Origin of the sequence: Gilliamella sp. B3801 (assembly GCF_026536645.1) — a bacterium.
GTDB lineage: Bacteria > Pseudomonadota > Gammaproteobacteria > Enterobacterales > Orbaceae > Gilliamella > Gilliamella apicola_I.
Genome location: NZ_JAFNNR010000002.1, coordinates 198,186 through 219,678 on the forward strand (window position 1 = coordinate 198,186; position 21,493 = coordinate 219,678).

General features: G+C 34.7%; 21 protein-coding genes and 2 tRNA genes. 11 read left to right on the top strand and 12 right to left on the bottom strand.

What is annotated here, in order from left to right; translation table 11 throughout:
* Positions 1-426 precede the first annotated feature (426 nt).
* The 3 genes from J3U14_RS02325 to J3U14_RS11705 all read left to right on the top strand — a co-directional run bounded on the left by J3U14_RS02325 (position 427) and on the right by J3U14_RS11705 (position 2,623).
* The gene (locus J3U14_RS02325) at positions 427-1,008 is read left to right on the top strand and encodes a hypothetical protein (RefSeq protein WP_267350783.1); all 582 of its coding nucleotides are present in this window, start codon (positions 427-429) and stop codon (positions 1,006-1,008) included.
* A gap of 734 nt (positions 1,009-1,742) precedes the next feature.
* A complete protein-coding gene (locus tag J3U14_RS02330) occupies positions 1,743-2,321 on the top strand; it encodes a hypothetical protein (protein ID WP_267350782.1) in 579 nt (192 codons plus the stop codon).
* 14 nt (positions 2,322-2,335) lie between these two features.
* On the top strand, positions 2,336-2,623 hold the full coding sequence (locus tag J3U14_RS11705; protein ID WP_416380424.1) for a tyrosine-type recombinase/integrase: 288 nt from the start codon (positions 2,336-2,338) through the stop codon (positions 2,621-2,623).
* A gap of 173 nt (positions 2,624-2,796) precedes the next feature.
* Here J3U14_RS11705 and J3U14_RS02335 read toward each other — a convergent pair.
* The 4 genes from J3U14_RS02335 to J3U14_RS02350 all read right to left on the bottom strand — a co-directional run bounded on the left by J3U14_RS02335 (position 2,797) and on the right by J3U14_RS02350 (position 8,110).
* Positions 2,797-2,872 (bottom strand) — tRNA-Lys (locus tag J3U14_RS02335).
* A gap of 279 nt (positions 2,873-3,151) precedes the next feature.
* Positions 3,152-6,010, bottom strand: a complete 2,859-nt coding sequence (locus J3U14_RS02340) for a valine--tRNA ligase (RefSeq protein ID WP_267350780.1) — start codon at positions 6,008-6,010, stop codon at positions 3,152-3,154.
* 144 nt (positions 6,011-6,154) lie between these two features.
* A complete protein-coding gene (locus J3U14_RS02345) occupies positions 6,155-6,610 on the bottom strand; it encodes a DNA polymerase III subunit chi (RefSeq protein ID WP_267350779.1) in 456 nt (151 codons plus the stop codon).
* 18 nt (positions 6,611-6,628) lie between these two features.
* Positions 6,629-8,110 carry a leucyl aminopeptidase gene (locus J3U14_RS02350; RefSeq protein WP_267350778.1) on the bottom strand — a complete coding sequence of 494 codons (1,482 nt, stop codon included), beginning with the start codon at positions 8,108-8,110 and terminating at the stop codon, positions 6,629-6,631.
* A 143-nt stretch (positions 8,111-8,253) separates the two neighbouring features.
* Between J3U14_RS02350 and lptF the strand changes: the two genes are divergently transcribed.
* Both lptF and lptG read left to right on the top strand, forming a co-directional pair.
* Positions 8,254-9,357 (top strand): LPS export ABC transporter permease LptF, encoded by a 1,104-nt coding sequence (gene lptF / locus J3U14_RS02355; protein WP_267350777.1) that lies wholly within the window; start codon positions 8,254-8,256, stop codon positions 9,355-9,357.
* Between the two features lie 11 nt (positions 9,358-9,368).
* Positions 9,369-10,433: an LPS export ABC transporter permease LptG gene (gene lptG / locus J3U14_RS02360; protein ID WP_267350776.1), complete on the top strand. Its 1,065-nt coding sequence runs from the start codon at positions 9,369-9,371 to the stop codon at positions 10,431-10,433.
* Positions 10,434-10,511: 78 nt separating this feature from the next.
* On the opposite strand, the gene msrB is transcribed toward lptG, so the two are convergent.
* From msrB to msrA, 3 genes are read right to left on the bottom strand one after another with little or no spacing between them, the layout of a single operon-like run.
* Positions 10,512-10,961, bottom strand: coding sequence for a peptide-methionine (R)-S-oxide reductase MsrB (msrB, locus tag J3U14_RS02365; protein WP_267350775.1), 450 nt, complete (start codon positions 10,959-10,961; stop codon positions 10,512-10,514).
* 58 nt (positions 10,962-11,019) lie between these two features.
* On the bottom strand, positions 11,020-11,544 hold the full coding sequence (locus tag J3U14_RS02370; RefSeq protein WP_267350774.1) for a cytochrome b: 525 nt from the start codon (positions 11,542-11,544) through the stop codon (positions 11,020-11,022).
* Positions 11,545-11,547: 3 nt separating this feature from the next.
* Positions 11,548-12,096: a peptide-methionine (S)-S-oxide reductase MsrA gene (msrA, locus tag J3U14_RS02375; RefSeq protein ID WP_267350773.1), complete on the bottom strand. Its 549-nt coding sequence runs from the start codon at positions 12,094-12,096 to the stop codon at positions 11,548-11,550.
* Between the two features lie 100 nt (positions 12,097-12,196).
* Here msrA and J3U14_RS02380 point away from each other — a divergent pair, with 100 nt between their 5' ends.
* On the top strand, positions 12,197-12,469 hold the full coding sequence (locus J3U14_RS02380; protein WP_065558217.1) for a DksA/TraR family C4-type zinc finger protein: 273 nt from the start codon (positions 12,197-12,199) through the stop codon (positions 12,467-12,469).
* Positions 12,470-12,771: 302 nt separating this feature from the next.
* On the opposite strand, the gene J3U14_RS02385 is transcribed toward J3U14_RS02380, so the two are convergent.
* Positions 12,772-12,981 (bottom strand): hypothetical protein, encoded by a 210-nt coding sequence (locus tag J3U14_RS02385; RefSeq protein WP_065558216.1) that lies wholly within the window; start codon positions 12,979-12,981, stop codon positions 12,772-12,774.
* A gap of 316 nt (positions 12,982-13,297) precedes the next feature.
* Between J3U14_RS02385 and J3U14_RS02390 the strand changes: the two genes are divergently transcribed.
* Entirely contained in the window at positions 13,298-13,948 is a 651-nt protein-coding gene (locus J3U14_RS02390) for a DUF421 domain-containing protein (protein WP_081298988.1), read from the top strand.
* A 55-nt stretch (positions 13,949-14,003) separates the two neighbouring features.
* Here J3U14_RS02390 and J3U14_RS02395 read toward each other — a convergent pair whose 3' ends face one another.
* On the bottom strand, positions 14,004-14,420 hold the full coding sequence (locus J3U14_RS02395; protein ID WP_267350772.1) for an Rrf2 family transcriptional regulator: 417 nt from the start codon (positions 14,418-14,420) through the stop codon (positions 14,004-14,006).
* Between the two features lie 173 nt (positions 14,421-14,593).
* Positions 14,594-16,264, bottom strand: coding sequence for a hydroxylamine reductase (gene hcp / locus J3U14_RS02400; protein ID WP_267350771.1), 1,671 nt, complete (start codon positions 16,262-16,264; stop codon positions 14,594-14,596).
* Between the two features lie 771 nt (positions 16,265-17,035).
* Between hcp and J3U14_RS02405 the strand changes: the two genes are divergently transcribed.
* Positions 17,036-17,341 carry a hypothetical protein gene (locus J3U14_RS02405; protein WP_065558212.1) on the top strand — a complete coding sequence of 102 codons (306 nt, stop codon included), beginning with the start codon at positions 17,036-17,038 and terminating at the stop codon, positions 17,339-17,341.
* Positions 17,342-17,544: 203 nt separating this feature from the next.
* Positions 17,545-17,632 (top strand) — tRNA-Leu (locus tag J3U14_RS02410).
* Between the two features lie 393 nt (positions 17,633-18,025).
* Here J3U14_RS02410 and erpA read toward each other — a convergent pair.
* Positions 18,026-18,364 (bottom strand): iron-sulfur cluster insertion protein ErpA, encoded by a 339-nt coding sequence (gene erpA, locus J3U14_RS02415; protein WP_065558211.1) that lies wholly within the window; start codon positions 18,362-18,364, stop codon positions 18,026-18,028.
* Positions 18,365-18,521: 157 nt separating this feature from the next.
* On the opposite strand from erpA, the gene hemL reads away from it, so the two are divergent.
* Positions 18,522-19,817, top strand: coding sequence for a glutamate-1-semialdehyde 2,1-aminomutase (gene hemL, locus J3U14_RS02420; RefSeq protein WP_267350770.1), 1,296 nt, complete (start codon positions 18,522-18,524; stop codon positions 19,815-19,817).
* Positions 19,818-19,887: 70 nt separating this feature from the next.
* On the top strand, positions 19,888-20,364 hold the full coding sequence (bcp, locus tag J3U14_RS02425) for a thioredoxin-dependent thiol peroxidase (RefSeq protein WP_065558209.1): 477 nt from the start codon (positions 19,888-19,890) through the stop codon (positions 20,362-20,364).
* 21 nt (positions 20,365-20,385) lie between these two features.
* Here bcp and J3U14_RS02430 read toward each other — a convergent pair whose 3' ends face one another.
* Positions 20,386-21,468, bottom strand: a complete 1,083-nt coding sequence (locus J3U14_RS02430) for an AI-2E family transporter (RefSeq protein WP_267350769.1) — start codon at positions 21,466-21,468, stop codon at positions 20,386-20,388.
* Positions 21,469-21,493: the final 25 nt, after the last annotated feature.

Below are 21,493 nucleotides of genomic sequence, written 5' to 3' on the forward strand. Positions count from 1 at the left end.
CAGTAATATCTGAACATTTTAGGAGCTACATATGCATTGGGTTAACAATAATTTAATAGATGATAAAAACGAAAATTTGGTTGGATGTAACGAGGGCAGTGATTGTTGGGATTAGACCGAAATCCGCATTTATGACAACAACAATAATGACATAACCGACGAGGATTTAACTGATTGGGAGTTTGCTGAGATCACAGATCTGGATGCGAACCGCGAGGATTGCGAAGAAAAAATCGTTATTGTTTCTAGAAAATTAAACGTTACTGGCACAGTGTAATTAATTTATAGTAACAACAGTCGCTATAGCGCTAATAATTGGATTGAAACAATGGCGTAACCCTACGATACAGATGCAAAATGAATTCCTTTTACATTTATGTACCTTATATAATAAGATTGAAGTAAATCTAATAAAAGGAAATTTTTATGAAAAAAATAACAATATTGTTTATGTGTTTATTTTTAAGTGGATGCAGCTCTATTTTTTCACAAATTTGGGGAAATAAATATTATAAAAGTGATGTGACATTTATTATGCTTAATGAGGATGGCTCAAAAAAGTATCCTCGTCCATCCGATGCTGTATTATTCGCTAGTTTAAAATGGGACTATTTTTCGTACCGTTACGATGCAGGTAATGCAATAGTTGGGATGCCTATTATCACTTATGAACACTCAGATGAAATGATTAAAAAATTAGTCATTTTCCTAAAATGGGCTAAGCTTCCATACGAAGAACAGTTGATCACCTTAAATGAAACGCAAAATTCATTACCGAATAATACCCCCAATAAACCCAATGGAAAAACATCTACTACGGATTTTTTCTTATTCCATGATAACGAAAAAAAACCATATTTAACATTTAAAAGGAACCCGTCTTATTTTTCATTATTCCCTGATATGTATTTTTCGATAAGTACTGACTCAGCAGTTAATATGATACATGAAATTTTTTATATTCAAAAGATGAGAAGAGCTTACGAACAAGAGCATAACCTCAAATAGGTTTGAGGTATATTATTAAAGAGGGCAGTTCGCCCTTTTTTAATTCTCAAGACCTCTTGATAAGCATATTTGTAACTCCACTAACCTAAAAGTAACCAAACCTTTTCACTCTTTTACCTAAAGGATAATAATTTTGAACATGATTGACAAACACGTCATTAACGTTTACTGTGGATCTTGCATGTTTTATTTCGATAAACACGACGACCGAGTACTGTTTTGCGCTATACGAAACGAGAGCCACATTTTATGTGATGACCCAACATTAAAATTAGTCCAGATGTTCAACTCGATTTTACAGATTTACTACCCCCTATGAATTATTCTATTTGGTCTGTTTTAATCCTCCCCCATTTGATTTAGGTTGGACATAACAGTTGTTTAAATGAAATGAAACAGATAAACAAGTTAAAGATATTTTATTACCAACTGTTAATAAACCTCTTTTTGACCACATTAGCGGTAAACGCTCCAACACGCATTGAGTATCTTTTATCAAATAACCAATAATAAAGTAATAAAAATGGAAATTATAACCCTAAAAGAAGCGTTGGAGATGTCTAAATTATTGTACTCATACCTTTATGAACACAAAATAGAGTATTGTTTTTCTTCTCAATCTAAATCAGAAAGAAAATCTGAAAATGTTTAGCCTATAAAAAAGAATTTGAAGAAAAATTTATATCGCTTCATAAAGCCAACCGGCTAACCTTTAAGAAAAAGGAGGTAAAAAAATGTCAATTAAAAAGCGAGGCGATGTATGGCATATTGACATCGTCGCACCGGGTGGCAAAAGAATTAGGCGATCTACTGGCACTACCGACAAAAAACAAGCGTTAGAATATCATGATCGATTGAAGTCTGAATTGTGGGAGATGTCGAGATTAAATAAAAAACCGGAGAGATTTTTAGAAGATGCGGTTATTTTATTTTTACGAGACGGTCAAGATCAAAAAAGTTTCAAAACAAAACAGTCACGAGCTGAATATTTGTTGAAGTATTTTTCTGGTCGAGAATTATCATCAATCACGGGGGAGGAAATCCGTGAATCTTTACCTGTGAAAGTTGAAAGAACGGGCAAGCCCGTCTCCAATGCGACATTAAACAGATATCGAGCGGACATAATGCTCATGTTTTCATTGGCGCACAAATCGAGCTGGATCGTTGCCGTCCCGTATGTACCACGATCCAAGAAGCCGAATGTACGGGTTAGGTGGATAACACGAGAAAAGGCGGTTTTGCTCATTCAGAATTTAAGTCTGGACTTGATGAAGATGTGTGTTCTTTTGCGTAATCAACAGGTGCACGTATGACCGAAATTTTTACGATGACATGGCATAATGTGGATGTAGTTAACAGGATAGCATCAGTCACAAATGATAATGCAAAATCAAGTAAAGCCCGTTCACTGATATTAAACTCAGACGCATTAGCGTTGATACGAAAACGACGTTTAAAAAATGATTGTGAGTATGTTTTTACGAGAGATACGCTAAAACGAGTTTATGACATTGATCGTCGTGATTTTAATAGGGCGTGTGAATTGTCCCGTATACAAGATTTCACATTTCACGATTTACGTCACACGTGGGCCAGCTGGCACACCACTCTATAAGCTCAAAGATCTTGGCGGATGGGAGACGATAAAAATGGTGAAAAAATACGCCCACTTGAACACCGAACACTTGCTACAGTACGGCAGTAATGTCACATTTGCGACACAAGCACAAGTGACATTAACGGCACAATTTTACAGACAGCGTAAAATACTTATAAATCATACTTTTATGGTGGGTTGTGAGGGGATCGAACCCGCGACCAATTGATTAAGAGTCAACTGCTCTACCGACTGAGCTAACAACCCATAAAGTATTTCGAAGTATATAGTAAACTTAATTCAAAAGCAAATTAGCAACACCAATTTTTTTTGTAAAACATTGATATTAATCTTAATATATCATTTCATACCTTAACGCCCACATGGTCTAATTACAAATATAACATGTATCATTTTATAATGGCGGTACTTTATCAACCTTAATAGCGGTCAGTTAATATACAATTTCAGGTATCATCGATAAGCAATAATGGAGCAAGGTAAAAAAATCTCTCGCTATTTTAGCGAGAGATTTTATTGGCAAGACTATAAATTTTTAATCGCAAGATATTGTTCTTGCAATTTGGTTTTATCATCAATATAGCCTTGTTGTTTTTCTTTCTCTTTGGCAACGACTGCTGCCGGTGCTTTATCTACAAAACTGGCATTCGATAATTTACCGGCAATACGAGCTATTTCACCGTCAATACGGGCTATCTCTTTTTCAAGACGCGCTAATTCATCGTATTTATTAATTAAGCCAGCCATTGGCATTAATAGCTCAGCGCCATCCACCAATTTAGTTACTGATAATGGCCCCGTTTCACCCTCATCTAATAAGACAATTTCGGATAATCTGGCTAACGATTCAATAAAATTGATATTATCACTGATGATTCGATGAACTGTAGGCGAAGCTTTACGAATCAATAGTTGCAATGGTTTACTTGGTGCAATATTCATCTCAGCACGAATATTTCGAACAGCAATGACCACATCTTTAATCCAGTTAATATCCGCAACGGCTTGGTCATCAGTATGCTTGCTATCAAATGCAGGCATCGGCTGTAACATAATAGTATCGGCTTTAATCGCCATTAATGGTTTAACACTTTGCCAAATCTCTTCTGTAATAAAAGGAATAATTGGATGTGCAAGTCGTAATAATGCCTCAAGAACGGTGACTAAGGTATGACGGGCAGCACGTTGTTCGGATTGTCCACCATTGGCTAATACTGATTTAGTCAATTCTAAATACCAATCACAGAACTGATTCCACGTAAATTCATATAAAATATTAGCAGCTAAATCAAATCGATAAGTATCAAAAGCTTCACGATAAGATTTCACGGTTTGGTTAAATTCAGCTAATATCCATTTATCCGCTAATGAATAAGCCAGATCGCCACCTTTGAAACCACAATCATGTGCTTCGGTGTTCATTAGCACATAACGGCTAGCATTCCAAAGTTTATTACAGAAGTTACGATAACCTTCTAAACGTTTTAAATCCCAATTGATATCACGCCCAGTTGATGCAAGCGCCGCTAAAGTAAAGCGTAATGCATCAGTACCATGTGCTTCTATCCCGTTTGGAAACTGTTTTTCCGTACGTTTGGCTATTTTTTCAGCCAATTGAGGTTGCATCATATTACCAGTACGTTTTTCGAGTAAATCAGCAAGTGATATCCCATCAATCATATCTAAAGGATCGATAACATTTCCTTTAGATTTAGACATTTTTTGCCCTTCTTCATCACGAATCAAGCCTGTCACATAGACTGTTTTAAACGGAACTTGAGGTTTGCCGTCTTTATCTTTAATAAAGTGCATGGTCATCATGATCATTCTAGCTACCCAGAAGAAGATGATATCAAAGCCTGTAACTAAAACATTCGTTGGATGAAAAGTTGCTAAATCATCGGTATTTTCTGGCCAACCTAATGTTGAGAATGTCCAAAGCGCAGATGAGAACCATGTATCAAGCACATCTTCATCTTGAGATAAAATAATATCGTCAGATAAATTATTTTCTCGTCGGACTTCAGCTTCATCGCGTCCAACATACACACGACCTTGCTGATCATACCAAGCAGGAATACGATGACCCCACCATAATTGACGTGAAATACACCAATCTTGAATATCATTCATCCAAGAAAAGTACATGTTTTCGTACTGTTTTGGTACAAATTGAATATCGCCATTTTTCACCGCATCAATAGCTGGCTCAGCTAACACTTTAGCTCGAACATACCATTGGTCTGTTAACATTGGTTCGATAACAACGCCACCACGATCGCCATAAGGAATGGTTAAATCATGCGGTTCGATTTTTTCTAAAATGGCTTGAGCTTCACATGCAGCAATGACCGCTTTGCGTGCTGCAAAACGCTCTAAATTTTGGAACTCAGACGGAATATCAGTTGAATAGATATCACTTGCTTCACCATTGGTATCAAAAACTTCAGCTTGTGCACGAATATCACCGTCAAATGTAAAAATGTTGATCATCGGTAATTGATGTCGACGACCGACTTCGTAGTCATTGAAATCATGCGCAGGTGTAATTTTTACACAACCGGTACCTTTGGTCATATCAGCATGTTCATCGCCAACAATCGGAATACGACGGTTAACAAAAGGCAATATCACATAGTGACCAATTAAATCTTTGTAACGCGGATCTTCAGGATTAACAGCCACACCGGTATCCCCAAATAGCGTTTCGGGGCGAGTAGTTGCAACCACTAAATAGTCTTTGCCATCAGCAGTTTTTGCGCCGTCAGCTAAGGGATAACGCAAATGCCACATAGACCCTTTTACTTCACGATTTTCAACTTCTAAATCAGAAATAGCTGTACGTAACTTCGGATCCCAGTTTACTAAACGTTTACCACGATAAATTAAATCCTCTTGATAAAGCCTTACAAATACCTCTTTAACGGCATTAGATAAACCTTCATCCATGGTAAAACGCTCACGATCCCAATCAACCGAATCACCCAAACGACGCATTTGCTTAGTAATGCTTCCCCCAGATTCGGCTTTCCATTGCCAAATTTTTTCAATAAAAGCTTCACGACCATAATCATGACGGGTTTTACTTTCTTCGGCTGCAATTTTACGCTCTACCACCATTTGCGTTGCAATACCGGCATGGTCAGTACCAGATTGCCATAATGTGTTATGACCTTGCATACGATGATACCGAATCAACGCATCCATAATCGTTTGTTGAAACGCATGTCCCATATGTAAACTACCTGTCACATTAGGTGGTGGTATCGCTATGCAATAGCTAGGCTGGGATTTGTCACCGTTGGGTTTAAAATAACCGCTCTGTTCCCAATGTTGGTAAATGGGCTGTTCGATTTCTTGTGGATTATAAGTCGAATTTTTCATATAAATGCATTAATCCTAATTCAAGGCATAAAAATGGAACTATTTTACAATAAAATAGAAAAACAATAAATTGGCTTAATACTATCATAAAGTATTAAATTTGCTGTTTGAAAACTTAATGACCAAGCATAGCAATACTAGCCATTATGTACATAATATGGGTATTGTTTTCAGATTAAAACCACTTTCTTTATACGTTTTATACCTATTTCTGGCAAGTGATTTCAATCGTTCCTCAACAGGCACAAAATCAATAATATCATGATATAATCCAGAAAATTCAGGGAATTGTTCCTGCAAATTAATCAATAATTGGCGATTGCCACTACTGCGTTTTTGAGGCCAACAGATTTCAACAGGTGATCCCCCTTTCATTCCTTCGCCGACTAAATTATGAGGAACAAAATTATCGGTATCCAGTTGCCAAAGGTATTCATCGATACGTTCAGCTTGAACTTGATCTTGGCAAGCAACCAACACTCTTTGTTTTGCCTGCCATGCCTCGACAATTTTTTGGCAAGCGAGTTTTTCATAAAACAATATGCCTGTTTCGCTTGCTTCTGTTTGGTTTTCTAACAGATAGAAAATCACTTTTTTCATAAAAATAGTAATGCCGTCTTATTGATCTAACAAATATTGAATCAACATAGCAACCGGTCGCCCTGTCGCACCTTTGTTTGCACCTGATTTCCATGCTGTACCCGCAATATCTAAATGTGCCCAATGGTATTTTTGAGTAAAACGAGACAAGAAACATGCCGCTGTAATCGTACCACCATCACGCCCACCAGCATTGACAATATCGGCACACGTTGATTTAATCTGATCTTGGAAATCATTATCCATTGGTAAAGCCCATGCTTTATCATCCGCTTTGTTGGATGCATGCACTAATTGTGTTACTAACTTTTCATCATTTCCCATCACGCCCGTATAATGATGTCCTAAAGCCACAATACATGCACCAGTTAGCGTTGCAATATCAATCACCGCTTTTGGATTAAAACGCTCAACATAAGTTAGTGTATCACATAAAACTAAACGACCTTCCGCATCTGTATTAATCACTTCAACCGTTGTACCTGACATTGTCGTTAAAATATCGCCAGGACGATAAGCATTACCATCGGGCATATTTTCACATCCAGCCATAACACCAACCACATTAATTGGTAAATTTAATTCTGCTACAGCTTGCATTACGCCATAAACGGTAGCTGCGCCACACATATCGTATTTCATTTCATCCATACTTGCAGCTGGTTTAATTGACAAACCACCAGAATCAAACGTTAATCCCTTACCGACTAAAACAATAGGTTGCGCTTTTTTGTCTTTCGCGCCTTTATATTCAATAACAGTCATAATCGATTCATTCCGTGAACCTCTTCCTACTGCTAAATAGGCATTCATATTTAATTTAGCGAGCTCTTTTTCACCTAAGCACGTCGTTTTTAATGATTCATAAGTTTTGTCTAGCAATTTACCTTGTTCTGCTAAATATTGTGCATTACAGATATTTGAAGGCATATTAGCCAGCGTTTTTGTAGCCAAGATAGCATCAGCAATAATTTTACCCTGTTGTAAATTGCAACTAATCGATTGCGTTTGTTCTTTATCACCATAAATCAAATTAACTTTAGCAAGATTCAGTTTGGGTGCTTTTTCCGTTTTGAATAGATCAAAGTGATACGTTATATCATTCACAATTTGCGGTAATTGTTTTGCAATGATTGAACTATAGGCAGTATTGACGGTTAGTAAATCCCAAGTGATGCTCTTAATATTTTTAGCAACTAACTCTTTCACCACATTTTGAATCACTTTTTTGGCTTTTGAAAAATCAAATTCTTTACATTTGCCACAGCCAACCAATAATAACTTTTGAGTAAAACCAGCTATACAAGGGTACAACAGAGTGGTTTTTCCTAATTCACCACTAATATCACCACTTTTAATAAGTTGGCTAATCATGCCATGAGTCAATTCATCGATTTCATTAACAATGTCTGATTGTTTCTTACCTGAATCTATTGAAATAACTAAACATTCTGTTTTTTGATTCGTTAAAGTATGACTGTTTTTGATTAAGAATTCCATAATGTTTCTCGTGTAAAAGATAATGCGAATAGTAATATTTTATCGATTCATCATGGGATAGCAACAAAAAGATAACTAATTACTCTTATTTCAGTTTATAATAATTAGATCTGAAAAAACGTTTAATTTTGTATAGGTAAAATGTGATAATTCGTCGATATTTAGTTAAAGAGACATTGAAAACACAAGGTGCTATTTTGTTTATCTTGCTCCTTATTTTCTTTTCTCAAAAATTAATTAAAATTTTATCGAGCGCGATCGAAGGAAATATTCCTCGTGACTTAATCATGCCCTTGTTAGTCTTGGGTATTTCTAATATGGCTGATTTGATTTTACCTTTAAGTCTTTTTTTAGGGGTGCTTATTACATTTGGTCGCTTATATTCAGACAGTGAAATGGTTGCTATGCATGCCTGCGGCGTGAAAAAAAATGTCACTTATCAAGTCGTTTTTTTACTATGTATCTTCACCTGCTCATTAACAATGCTAAATACTTTATGGTTCGGGCCTTGGTCAAATATCAAGCAAAGTCAATTAATTGAAAATGCAAAATTAAATCCAAGTTTAGCGGGATTATTATCCGGACAATTTCAACAAACTCCTGACGGAAATTCGGTCATCTATATTGGTAATGTCAATAATAACAATTTAGAAAATGTTTTTATCGCTAAAGTAAAAACTAAAGATAACGAAAGACCCTCGATCATAATTGCGAATAAAGGCAAAACCGGCCATGACAAAGAAGGCAATCAAATTATTACGTTAGAAAGCGCCAATCGTTACGAAGGAAACATACAATTACAAGATTTTCGTATATCAAATTTTCATAATTATTTGGGAATTATCAAACCTAAAGAATTAGATATGAATAGTGATGATGAAAAAATTGATGTACAACAGCTTGGATTAACTGAATTGCAAACGCTGAAAACGCCCAAAACCAAAGCTGAGTTTTATTGGCGGTTAACACTGATTGTTTCTGTTCCATTAATGGCTTTTTTAGTTATTCCACTGAGTGTCACAAATCCAAGGCAAGGTAGGCTTTCGCAAATCTTACCCGCTTTACTGCTCTATTTGGTCTATTTTCTGTTAGCCAGTTCAATAAAAGCAAATGCTGGAAAAGGTCGTATGGATGCTGAATTTTGGTTTTACTTAATTAATATTACCTATTTTATTATTGCATTGATATTAAATTGCTGGGATAGCATCTTCATGCGTAAACTTCGTCTAAAATTCAGTAAATCATAAAGGGGAAAAATGTGTTTTCGATTTTAGATCGCTACATTGGTAGAACAATTTTAAGCTCAATAGGTCTGAGCCTGTTTTTACTTATTAGCTTGTCAGGGATTATTCGTTTTATAGACCAACTCAGAAGAATAAAAGGTGATTATGATGCTTTTTCAGTTGGTATATATACGGCCTTAATGACACCTAAAGATCTGGAAACTTTTTTTCCAATGGCAGCATTGTTAGGCGCTTTAATTGGATTAGGGTTACTGGCATCTCGAAGCGAGCTTATCGTTATGGAAACGTCTGGTTTTAGCCGTTTTAAAATTGCAAAAGCCGTTATGAAAACGGCTATACCATTAGTGATTATTACTATGGCAATCGGTGAATGGGTAGCCCCTGAGTGTGAGCAAACTGCCCGTAATATGCGTTCTGTAAAAATATATGGCAATTCGTTATTAGCTGAACAAGGTAGTTTATGGGCAAAAGATGGAAACAATTATATCTATATTGGTCGTGTTAATGACGATAATTCCATTAACGATATTTCAATTTATGCGACAGATAATAATCAATTATTGTCTATAACCCATGCTGATTATGGCATATTTAAAAAAAATGAATGGACATTAACGCAAGTTGAAAGAAATGACTTTAGTGATCCGGTTAAAGTAAATGGGACAAATCTGATGTCCATGAAATGGGAAACTAACATCACACCGGATAAATTGAACATTGTTGCTTTTGATCCTGATTCGCTGTCTGCTACAGGACTTTATAAATATTCACAATATCTGCACAACTCGGGACAAGATACGAGATATTATGATTTACTTTTCTGGAAAAAAATCATAAAACCGGTCTCTGTTGCTGTCATGATGTTACTTGCCCTATCGTTTATATTTGGCCCACTGCGAAGTGTGTCAACGGGTGTTAGGGTCATCATCGGCATTAGTTTTGGGTTTATTTTCTATATAGCCGATAACTTATTTGCTCAAATGAGTATCGTTATTGGTATCTATCCAATCATAGGATCGTTAATAACCAGTTTTGTTTTTTTACTGATAAGTTATGCACTATTTAAAAGAAGAAATTAAACCAACATACCCTTAATGTTTGTTGATCTTATTATTTACCATTTAACGCCTATCATTCAATAAATGAATGATAGGAAATCAAGATTTATGTTTTTCAAAAAGAGATAAATATTCCCCATACCCCTCTTCGACCAGTTTATTAACCGGAATAAAACGTAAAGCAGCAGAATTAATACAATAACGCAATCCACCTAACGCTTTAGGCCCATCATTAAAAACATGCCCAAGGTGAGAATCCCCTTTTACGGATCGGACTTCGGTTCTATGCATACCATAACTGTTATCTGCTTTTTCAAGAATATGATGATCATTAACAGGACGAGAAAAACTTGGCCAACCACATCCAGAATCAAATTTATCGTAAGAAGTAAATAAAGGTTCACCGGATACAATATCGACATATAATCCTTCTTCATGATTATCATTAAACTCATTTTCAAACGGTGGTTCTGTGCCATTTTGTTGCGTCACATGATATTGCATAGCGGTTAATTTAGAAATGGCTTGGTCTTTCGTAAGTTTATTCATAAGTCACCTAATAGCTAATATTGAAGAACTTAATTAGCAAAACAGCTTTTAAAGCTAACTATTTTGCCAACATCGATTGTAAAACTTTATCTTTAAGCCAAAAGTAATGATATAAAGCCCCGAGAATATGTACCAAAATTAATACGGCTAACAAATATGAACTGATTAAATGTGTGCTATGGAAAAACAGATAAAACTCATTTGGCATATCGATAGCAGGAATGGAAACAAGACCAAAAACATTGAGCGGGCGACTACTCATCAAATACCCAGATAACGGAACAATTAACAGAAAAATATAGATAAAGCCTTGGGTAGATTTTGATAAAATTCGCTGTAATCTTTGATGTTTATCTAAAACATCAGGGATACCATATTGGATAATTACTTTAATACGCCATATTGTTACAATGAAGACTAAAACACCAATTGATTTATGTAACAAATAGATATTCGGCATCCCTCCCAAAAAATGAGATAGAATGATTTTAAACATAATCAGCAAAAACGCTAATATCACTAACACTGCTGATAGCCAATGTATTAATTTTTGTTGACTTCGATACTGAGGGTAATCTTGCATAACTTACTCACTTTTAGGTTTAGATTTATCTTGCCAATGCTGTGACAAAAATGACGAACGCCCGGACAATTGATAATAACGATTGTAATGTTGTGACTGTTTTTTATAAAAGTCTTGATGATACTCTTCAGCTGGATAAAAAGCGACAGCGGGTTCAATAGCGACTTGAATCGGGTGAGTAAAACGACCACTTGCCTCTAACTCTTTTTTCGATTCTAGTGCTAAATTATGTTGGAATTGATTATGATAAAAAATAACCGGACGGTAAGAATCTCCTCGATCAGCAAACTGACCATGTTGATCCGTAGGATCAATTTGTTGCCAAAAAATATCTAATAACTTTTTATAACTAATTTTCTTTGGATCAAACGTAATTTGAACGGCTTCAGTATGTCCGGTATCACCTTGACATACTTGTTCATAGGTAGGGTTTACTACATGCCCACCCGTATAACCCGACACCACACTAATAACACCTTCGTATTGATCGAACGGTTTGACCATACACCAAAAACAACCGCCGGCGAATGTTGCTTGCTCATATTGTTGCATAATAATCTCCAATAAAAATGATTTTAAAAGACACCCCTTGAAAAAGCTTAAAAAATCACCATTTAACAAGCTAACCATCTCAGTTTTAGGAGGATCGAATATGGCTAGTGGTTGGGCATCTGACGATGCCGTTAATCAACAAATTGAAAGCACCATTGCAGATGCTATCGAAAATGCTAGACGCCAACTTAAACAAGGTGCTCAAAGTGCTGATTTCTGCATTGAATGCGGTGATCCTATTCCAAAAGCACGAAAGCTTGCATTACCTGGCGTACAATATTGTTTAAACTGCCAACAAGAACTGGATAAACAGTCTGCTAAAGCGGCGATTTTATATAATCGTCGAGGCAGCAAAGACAGTCAACTACGTTAATATTTTGTTTATTGCCTAATTATAAAATTCATTGTGATGTTGAAAACTGAAAATCCGCAACTATTTCGATTTAATAAAATCGTTATCTTATAAAAGATAACACGTTTTGCGCTTATTAACACCTTTAAGTTAATCACTTTTTTTAGATCAGCTTACATATAAAGATAAGGATTAAATCATGATTAGAGCGTTACTGATTTCATCATGCAGCTTTCATAAGTAGAAAAACAAGCAACGCTCCTTTTTTTATACTATTCATAACCAAAACACATAGATAGCGAATGTATTTTAGCAATGGTCGTCTACTTTTTTTTATCTGGATGAGGATCTTTTACTGAATCGCCCTGTCCTGAAACAATATACCAACCATTTTTGATATGTGGTTTTTTGTTATGATCCGGACATGGTGGCAAGGATTTTTTACTTTGATTGGAAAAAGTATAACCGCAATCAGCACACTTATAAGTGCCAGCTGAAACATCACTACCGTATGAAGCAAATTTTTGTACCATTATTAGCTCCTCGTATGTTGTAGGTTAGTGATAAGCACATTACTTATCACTATTATATATAAACGTCTATCAGTAAAAAATCAAGTTTAGATTTGATTAATTTACAATCCAACTGACAATAATTTTCTCATTAATTTTTCAAAAATCAGATATAATAAAACCTGCATTTCAAGAAAAAACACGTTTTTAACAAAAATTCTTCATAAATTAGAACTCACTAAATTTAATCTCGACCATTTTAAATTTAATTTTTTATTTCTCTAAAAAGGCATGGATCAATGCCACTTAAAATAACTTTTTAATTTGGAGGTTGGAAATGTATTTACTACAAATGGCACCGAAATTTTTACTTGCACTCATCATTTTACTTATTTACGTGAAACTATCGGGTAAAAGTCAAATTGCCCCGATGTCTCAGTTAGATCAGGTTGGTAGTATGGTAATCGGTGCGTTAGTCGGGGGAGCTTTACTCAGTCCAACCGTTTCAGCTTGGGAAGCCGCTGGTCTTGTCGCAATTTGGGCAGCGTTATTAATTTTAATTCGCTTTATTAAATCAAAAAATTCTCGATTAAGAGATGCGATTGACGGTGAAGCAATTCAGTTAGTTAAAAACGGAAAATTATTAACAGATAATTTTGCCAAGGCAAACTTGCCTGTACGTGATTTTGAAACTTTAGTGAACATACAAGGAATATCCTCATTTAGTCAATTAAAACAAGTTTGGTATGAATTAAATGGTTCGCTAACCATTATTAAGAAAGGTGAAAAAGATATTGCTGAACTGATCATCGAAAATGGCTGTATTAGTCAAGATAATCTTGAACAACTCAAAAAAGATGAAGATTGGCTCATGCAGGAAATCCATAAACAAGGATATGAAAAAGTCGAAGACATTTTTTGTGCAGAATGGTTTGATAATAAACTCATCATCTACCCATATGATAAAACTGAAGATAAGTCAGCTTAAAACCCACTTAAAAAAATAACCACCTAATTAAATTAACTTTAGCTAATTAAACTTGTTAGTTAAAGTTATTTAATTGCACATTGGGATCCATAATATCTTCTATCGTATACTTTTCAAGCTCTTTCAAAAATGCTTCTTTAGCATCCGACAGATAGTATTTTAAACGACAAGCAGGACTGATATGACAAAATGATAAACTGCAATTAAGAAGATTTAGCGGTTCTATTTGTCTAACCACAGTACCAATATTAATCAGTTTTTTTTCTATTTTTAATTTAATGCCACCATTTTTTCCTTGCTTGGTCTCGACATAACCTAATTTACTTAAATTATAAACGACTTTAACCAAATGATTTTTAGAAATTTTAAAATAATGACTAATATCTGCGATACTGACTAGCTGATCACCATCTACCGTGGATAAATAAAGAAGCACACGTATACTGTAATCGGTAAAACTTGATAATTGCACTGATTTTTCCTATCTACTTAAAAAACTTATCATCTCACATTATAGGCAATATCAATGATTAAATTAACCCTCTTTTTATGACTAATTGAATTTTTATTACCAAGTTAAAAAACTAAATTATCATGGTGTTATCCTCATCAACAACATGAGGATAACAATCAGTTTAAGTTTTGTTATGCTGCACAATAATTTAGTATTTGATTTAGATCTTTACTGGCTTGAGAAGTCATACGAAGATCAAATTTATCTTGTAAAATATTCAATATATTATCGGTTAAAAATTCAGGCATTGAAGGCCCTGCATAAATTCCTTTGATACCTAGCGACAATAATGTCAATAATATAACTATAGCTTTCTGTTCAAACCATGATAAAACCAAAGTCAATGGTAATTCATTCACGCCACATCCAAAAGCTTCAACCAACGCCAATGCTAATTGCACTGCGGAATAAGCATCATTACATTGTCCAATATCAATTAATCGAGGAATGCCGTTGATATTGCCGAAATTTTGCATATTAAACCGATATTTACCACAACCTAAAGTTAAAATAACACTATCTTTAGGAACTTGATTTGCCATTTCGGTATAATAATGCCGTTCACTTTTACTGCCGTCACATCCACCAATTAAAAAGAAATGCTTAATATTACCTGCTTTAACTTGTTCGACAACCGTTGGTGCTACATTTAATAAAGTATTACGGGCAAAGCCGACAGTAATAAAATGCTCTAATTCCGTATAATCAAATCCGGGTTGGTTCAATGCACACTCAATAACGGGACTAAAATCATCTGTTTCAATATGAGTGACACCTGGCCAGCCAACCATACTTCGGGTAAAGATACGCTCTGCATAGCCTTTAGTAAAAGGATTAATAATACAGTTAGACGTCATGACGATAGCGCCAGGAAAATTAGCAAATTCAGTCTGTTGATTTTGCCAAGCTGTACCGTAGTTTCCAACTAAATGTGAATATTTTTTTAATTCAGGATAAGCATGAGCCGGTAACATTTCGCCGTGTGTATACACATTAATGCCTTTATCTTGAGTCTGTTCTAATATCAAACGCAAATCATGAAAATCGTGACCAGAGACAAGGATACATTTACCTGCAACAGGTCTAGTATTGACTTTAGTCGGGATAGGATCGCCAAATGTATTGGTAGCGCCGGCATCAAGCATTCCCATTACTTTATAATTCAATCGTCCTATTTGCATGGATAATTGAAATAATTTATTAATGTCAGAAGGATTATCGCCAAGAAAACTCATCATTTCATGATATTCGGTGTAAATATCTTGATTAAATTGCCCCAAAACAGCAGCGTGTTCCATATAAGCAGCTGCCCCTTTCAATCCATATAGTGCTAATAAGCGCAGTCCAATGACATCCTTTCCGACTTTATCTTGATCGTGCTTTAACATCACTAAAGAAGAAAAATCCAATAATTCTTGCTTAGTTTTAGGAAAATTTAATTGGGCTACATAGGTTAACGCAGGTAAATGTTCATTAAATTGTAGTACAGCAACTTTGGCTAGCTGTTCTAATTTTTGAGAATAGATATCGGCTTCTGCAAGATACGCCAACATTCTGTCTGCATCAAAATTCACATTAGTTAACGTTGAGAAAAATGTTTGTGCACACCATCTATCGATTTGTCTGTCCACAATGTCATGTCTACGACAAATGGCCGCCCAAAATGAAACCTTTTGCAAACTGGCGACTAAAACATCTTGAAGATCAGAAACTTCTGCTGTTTTACCACACATTCCTTTAGAATAACTACACCCTTTTTCATTTGATTTTATTATTGTTTGCTCACACTGAATACAAAACATCATTACTCCTGTTTTCTTTCCTCTTACTAAAACAGGTATATAAAATACATGTTTAAAATAAAAAAGAAAAGTGAATTTACCAATTTAATTTTTTAATAAACATGAAAAATTTGAACTTATATTGAAACTAAGAGTCAGAATTCATATTGTTATACCACTTAAAAGATAGACAGTTTGATAATTACAATTAAGGAATACTAGAAACGCTTCGCTCATCCTAAGCCTAGTTAGGATATTGTCTGATGATTTCGATAAAAATCGGTTTTCAAGCCAGATCGAAAATTTGCTTTTCCATTCATTTCTTAAATAAAAAATTAAAATTATTTACTTATTTTAACTTAATTCAATAGGTTACATGTAAGAAATATCAAATATTAATCGCCAAAATAAATTTGATTAAGTGATTAAAATCAGAAATAATGCTAAACCGATTATTTTAATCATGCATAATTATTGATTAAATATTAATTGATATTCATGTCATTATAAAAAAGGTGAACTACAATATACTTAGACGGGTAAGCAGTTTGTTATAAATACAAACCATAATAGATGACATCAAATGTTAATGGAGTAAATATCCTTGGTTGTTCCTCAAGTTAACCGAACCCAGTCAAATGACAAGTAATTGTTGTTATTTAAGCATCAATTTAATGCCATTAAAATCAAAAAAATAATCTCAAAAATAAAATCTTAACCTAGTATGCGTTAATCTATTAAGGAATAAAGGTTAAAATCTTAAAATTAATAAAGTTTTAACAGGAAAGAAATATGTTTACTGATTCAAACACTAAACAAATAAGTTTTTGTTTTCATACTCAGAAAAAAAAATTTATAAAATGGAAAAAATTAGCCAAAAAAGCCAATATGACGTTATCAGACTGGATTGTAAAAAAACTTAATTCAGACATCGATATTGTGTTACGGGACATTGTTCTTCCTAATGATATCGAAAAAGATGACAGATGGCTGATAAAATTAACCATACCCTCAGTGATAAAAGGTTATTGGGTCTATTGTTCAAGAGAAAGGAAAATGAAATTAGTTAAATGGATCACCAATAAATTAGATTCCTAATAAGGAATTAATCAAGACCAACTTTTACAGAATAATTCTATAACGCAACGATAAGGTTATAGAGAAACAGACTAAAATAAAACAGAAATATGATAAACATTGAGCGGTTAATCAATTTTTTTTAAATTTCTATTGACGTAGAAATTAAGATGGGTAAAATGCACTGCATTCGAAACGCATTTATTTTTAACGAATCGTTTTGAGCCCGGGTGGTGAAATCGGTAGACACAAGGGATTTAAAATCCCTCGGCCTTTTTGGCCGTGCGAGTTCAAGTCTCGCCCCGGGCACCACATCTATCTCTCTTTATCCTTCTTTCATCGACTTATTTTATCACTGTCTTAACGGCACCTTTGTAAGCATGTTATTCCTAACTTATATCAACATTTTACTAAAAAACTTTATCAATCATTTAATTAAAGATGTTTTAGTTGTTTAATAAAATTCAATTTTTTAGATAAGCCAGATCCACTGCTTGAACAAAAATAATATAATCATCCATACTGTTTAATAGATCAGTAGCTAACGGCGAAGTATGCTCAAAAAATAGCGCTATAATTAAACTTTTTAGTGACAAGATTAGTTTGGTAAGGAAATGTTATTGGAGTAACTTTTATCTATGATATTAACAACTCTAAAATGAATTATTGCTTAGAACGCAGACCCAAAATTTTTGGGTCTGAAGATTAAACACTAAATGACGAACCACAACCACAAGTCGTTGTTGCATTAGGATTATCAACCACAAAACGTGAGCCTTGTAATCCTTCTACATAATCAATGGTACCGCCAACTAAGTATTGTAAACTCATAGGATCGATAACCAACGATACCCCATTTTTCTCTATGGCTAAATCATCTTCGTTTACTTTCTCGTCAAAAGTAAACCCATACTGAAATCCACTACATCCTCCACCTGTAATATAAACCCTTAATTTAAGATTTGGGTTTTCTTCTTCGGTGACTAACGCTTTTACTTTATTCGCTGCAGCATCAGTAAAATTAATTGGTAAAGCATTGCCCATTTTATTCTCCTACTGTCTTGATCTGCTTATTATATACTGTGTAAAAAAGAAATTACAAAATGAAAAACTCTATTATTTAAATTTTTGTTTAGTTGCTTGAAATAATTTTGAAACTATGAATAAATACCACCATATTTCTTCAATGAGAATACAACATATGTTTACAAAATCATTAAAATCCGAAATATTCTTTCATCAAGCTTTATCCGTTTTACCTGGTGGCGTAAATTCACCAGTACGGGCTTTTAATGGCGTGGGTGGAATACCCTTATTTATTGAGCGTGCCAATGGTGCTTATATTTATGACGTTGATGAAAAAGCCTATATCGATTATGTAGGCTCATGGGGTCCAATGATCCTTGGACACAATGATCCAGACGTAGCTGACGCAGTCATTCACGCTGTGCGTAATGGACTCAGTTTTGGTGCTCCGACCGAAATTGAAACTAAAGTAGCCAATTTAGTCACTGAACTTATGCCATCGATAGAGATGCTACGCATGGTCAACTCAGGTACTGAAGCAACCATGAGTGCAATACGCGTGGCACGGGGTTTTACCGGGCGTGATAAAATCATTAAATTTGAAGGATGCTATCATGGCCATGCTGATTATCTATTGGTAAAAGCAGGATCAGGAGCCCTTACTTTTGGACATCCGACGTCACCCGGCGTACCTAATGATTTTGTTAAGCATACTTTAGTATGTGATTATAACAATCTTGAATCAGTTAAAAAACAGTTTGAACAATATCCAAATGAAATTGCCGCGATTATTATTGAGCCCGTTGCCGGCAACATGAATTGTATCCCGGCTAAAAAATCGTTTTTACAAGGATTAAGAGCGCTTTGTGATGACTATGGGGCATTGTTAATTATTGATGAAGTGATGACAGGATTTAGGGTAGCACTAGGTGGAGCGCAAGATTATTATGACATTGTCCCCGATTTGACTTGTTTAGGTAAAATCATTGGAGGGGGAATGCCTGTGGGCGCATTTGGTGGTCGTGCAGATATCATGCAACAATTAGCGCCAACCGGACCAATTTATCAAGCTGGTACGCTTTCGGGTAATCCTGTTGCCATGGCAGCCGGATATGCAACCTTAACCAAATTGATGGACGTAGGTATTTATCAAGAATTAGAGGAGAAAACTAAAACGCTAACAAACGGACTTTTATCCGCTGCCAGACAGCATAAAGTTCCTTTTGCGGTCAATCAAGCGGGTGCGATGTTCGGATTTTTCTTTACAAATGCTTCCGAAGTAAGCAGTTATCAAGATGTAATGAATTGTGATATTGAATTATTCAAAAAATTCTATCATCATATGCTCACTGAAGGTGTTTACTTTGCACCGTCAGCTTTTGAAGCAGGTTTCATGTCACTTATGCACACAGATAAAGAAATCAATCATACTATTGATGCAGCAAGTCGTTTTTTTAGTAAGATAAGTTAAATTGATGACACAAAGTTTTTGATACCATTAGCGATTAAAATATTAAACTATTAACATAGGTAATTAATTTATGGTTAATCCACTTAAAGAAGGTGAAAAAGCACCTCAATTTTCGTTGCCTGACCAAGATGGAGAGCTAATAAGCTCTAAAGACTTTAAAGGTCAACGTATGTTGATCTATTTCTATCCCAAAGCCATGACACCTGGCTGTACAGTTCAAGCTTGTAATTTACGGGATTGTGCTGATGACCTCAAAAAATACAATGTGGTAATCATTGGCATTAGTACAGATAAGCCAGAAAAGTTATCAAGATTTTCAGAAAAAGAATTATTAAACTTTACGTTGCTTTCTGATGAAAATCATGAATTATGTGAAGCTTTTGGCACATGGGGTGAAAAAGAGTTTATGGGAAAAACCTATGACGGCATTCACCGTATTAGTTTCTTAATTGGGACTGATGGAAAAATCGAAAAAGTCTTTGACGATTTCAAAACCAGTAATCACCATGAAGTGGTTTTAGATTACCTCAAAAACCACTCAAAATAGACATCTTAAAAGCAGATTAACCTAATCTGCTTTTACTTTATCAAAACTATTAATCTCATCCGGATTTGGCCAAGCATTAATAATTGCTTTGACTAAAGTGGCAAGTGGGATAGCAAAAAATATTCCCCAAAATCCCCATAATCCACCAAATACAATCACCGCTAAAATAATTACTAATGGATGAAGATTCAATTTCTCGGAAAAAAGACAAGGAACTAACAAATTACCGTCTAAAGCCTGAATAAGCACATAAAAGAAAATCAAATACCCAAATTCTGGACTGATGCCCCATTGGAATAGAGCAATAAGAATAACCGGAATACTTGAAATAATAATCCCAATATAAGGAATCAACACCGAAAGCCCAACAATTACCGCCAATAATAATCCATAATCTAAACCAAAAAACCAAAATGGAATATACACGCTAATACCAAGAATAAGAATATGCAAAACATTGCCTACAATATAGTTAGCAATTTGCGTATCCATTTCAGCGGCGACTTTATTTAACACTCCTCGATTTTTAGGCAGAATACGAGAACAATATCCCCATATTTTTGCTTTATCTTTCAAAAAGAAAAACATCATAATAGGGACTAGCACGGCATTAATTGCAACTGAAACAAGACCAAACAGGGAAACAATAGAGAATTGTAATAACGAATTTCCAGTTTGCACGACTCTGCTAGTAATGCCTTGAATAATAGAATCAAATAATCCAACATCAATCAGTTCGGGGTAGTGTTCCGGCAGTGATGTCAAAAACTTATTAGCAAAATTGAGCATGTTTGGAATATTGGTTATCAAACTAATACTTTGTTGCCAAACTAAAGGTACCAGAATCATAAAACATGCTAAAACAACAAGAAGAAAAATGAGTAATACAATGATAACCGCAAAAGTGCGTGGAATGCCCTTTCGATACAAAAAATTGACTGGGGTATCAAGCAAATAGGAAAGCACGATTGCAATGAAAACAGGTAAAAGAATTTTATTAAAAAAATAAATAATTAAAAACAGGAAGACTAAAACCACTATCAACGATACCACATGCGGATCACTGAATCGTCTTTTATACCATTCCACAAACAATTTAAACATTGCAAACACTCCTATTTTGCTGTTT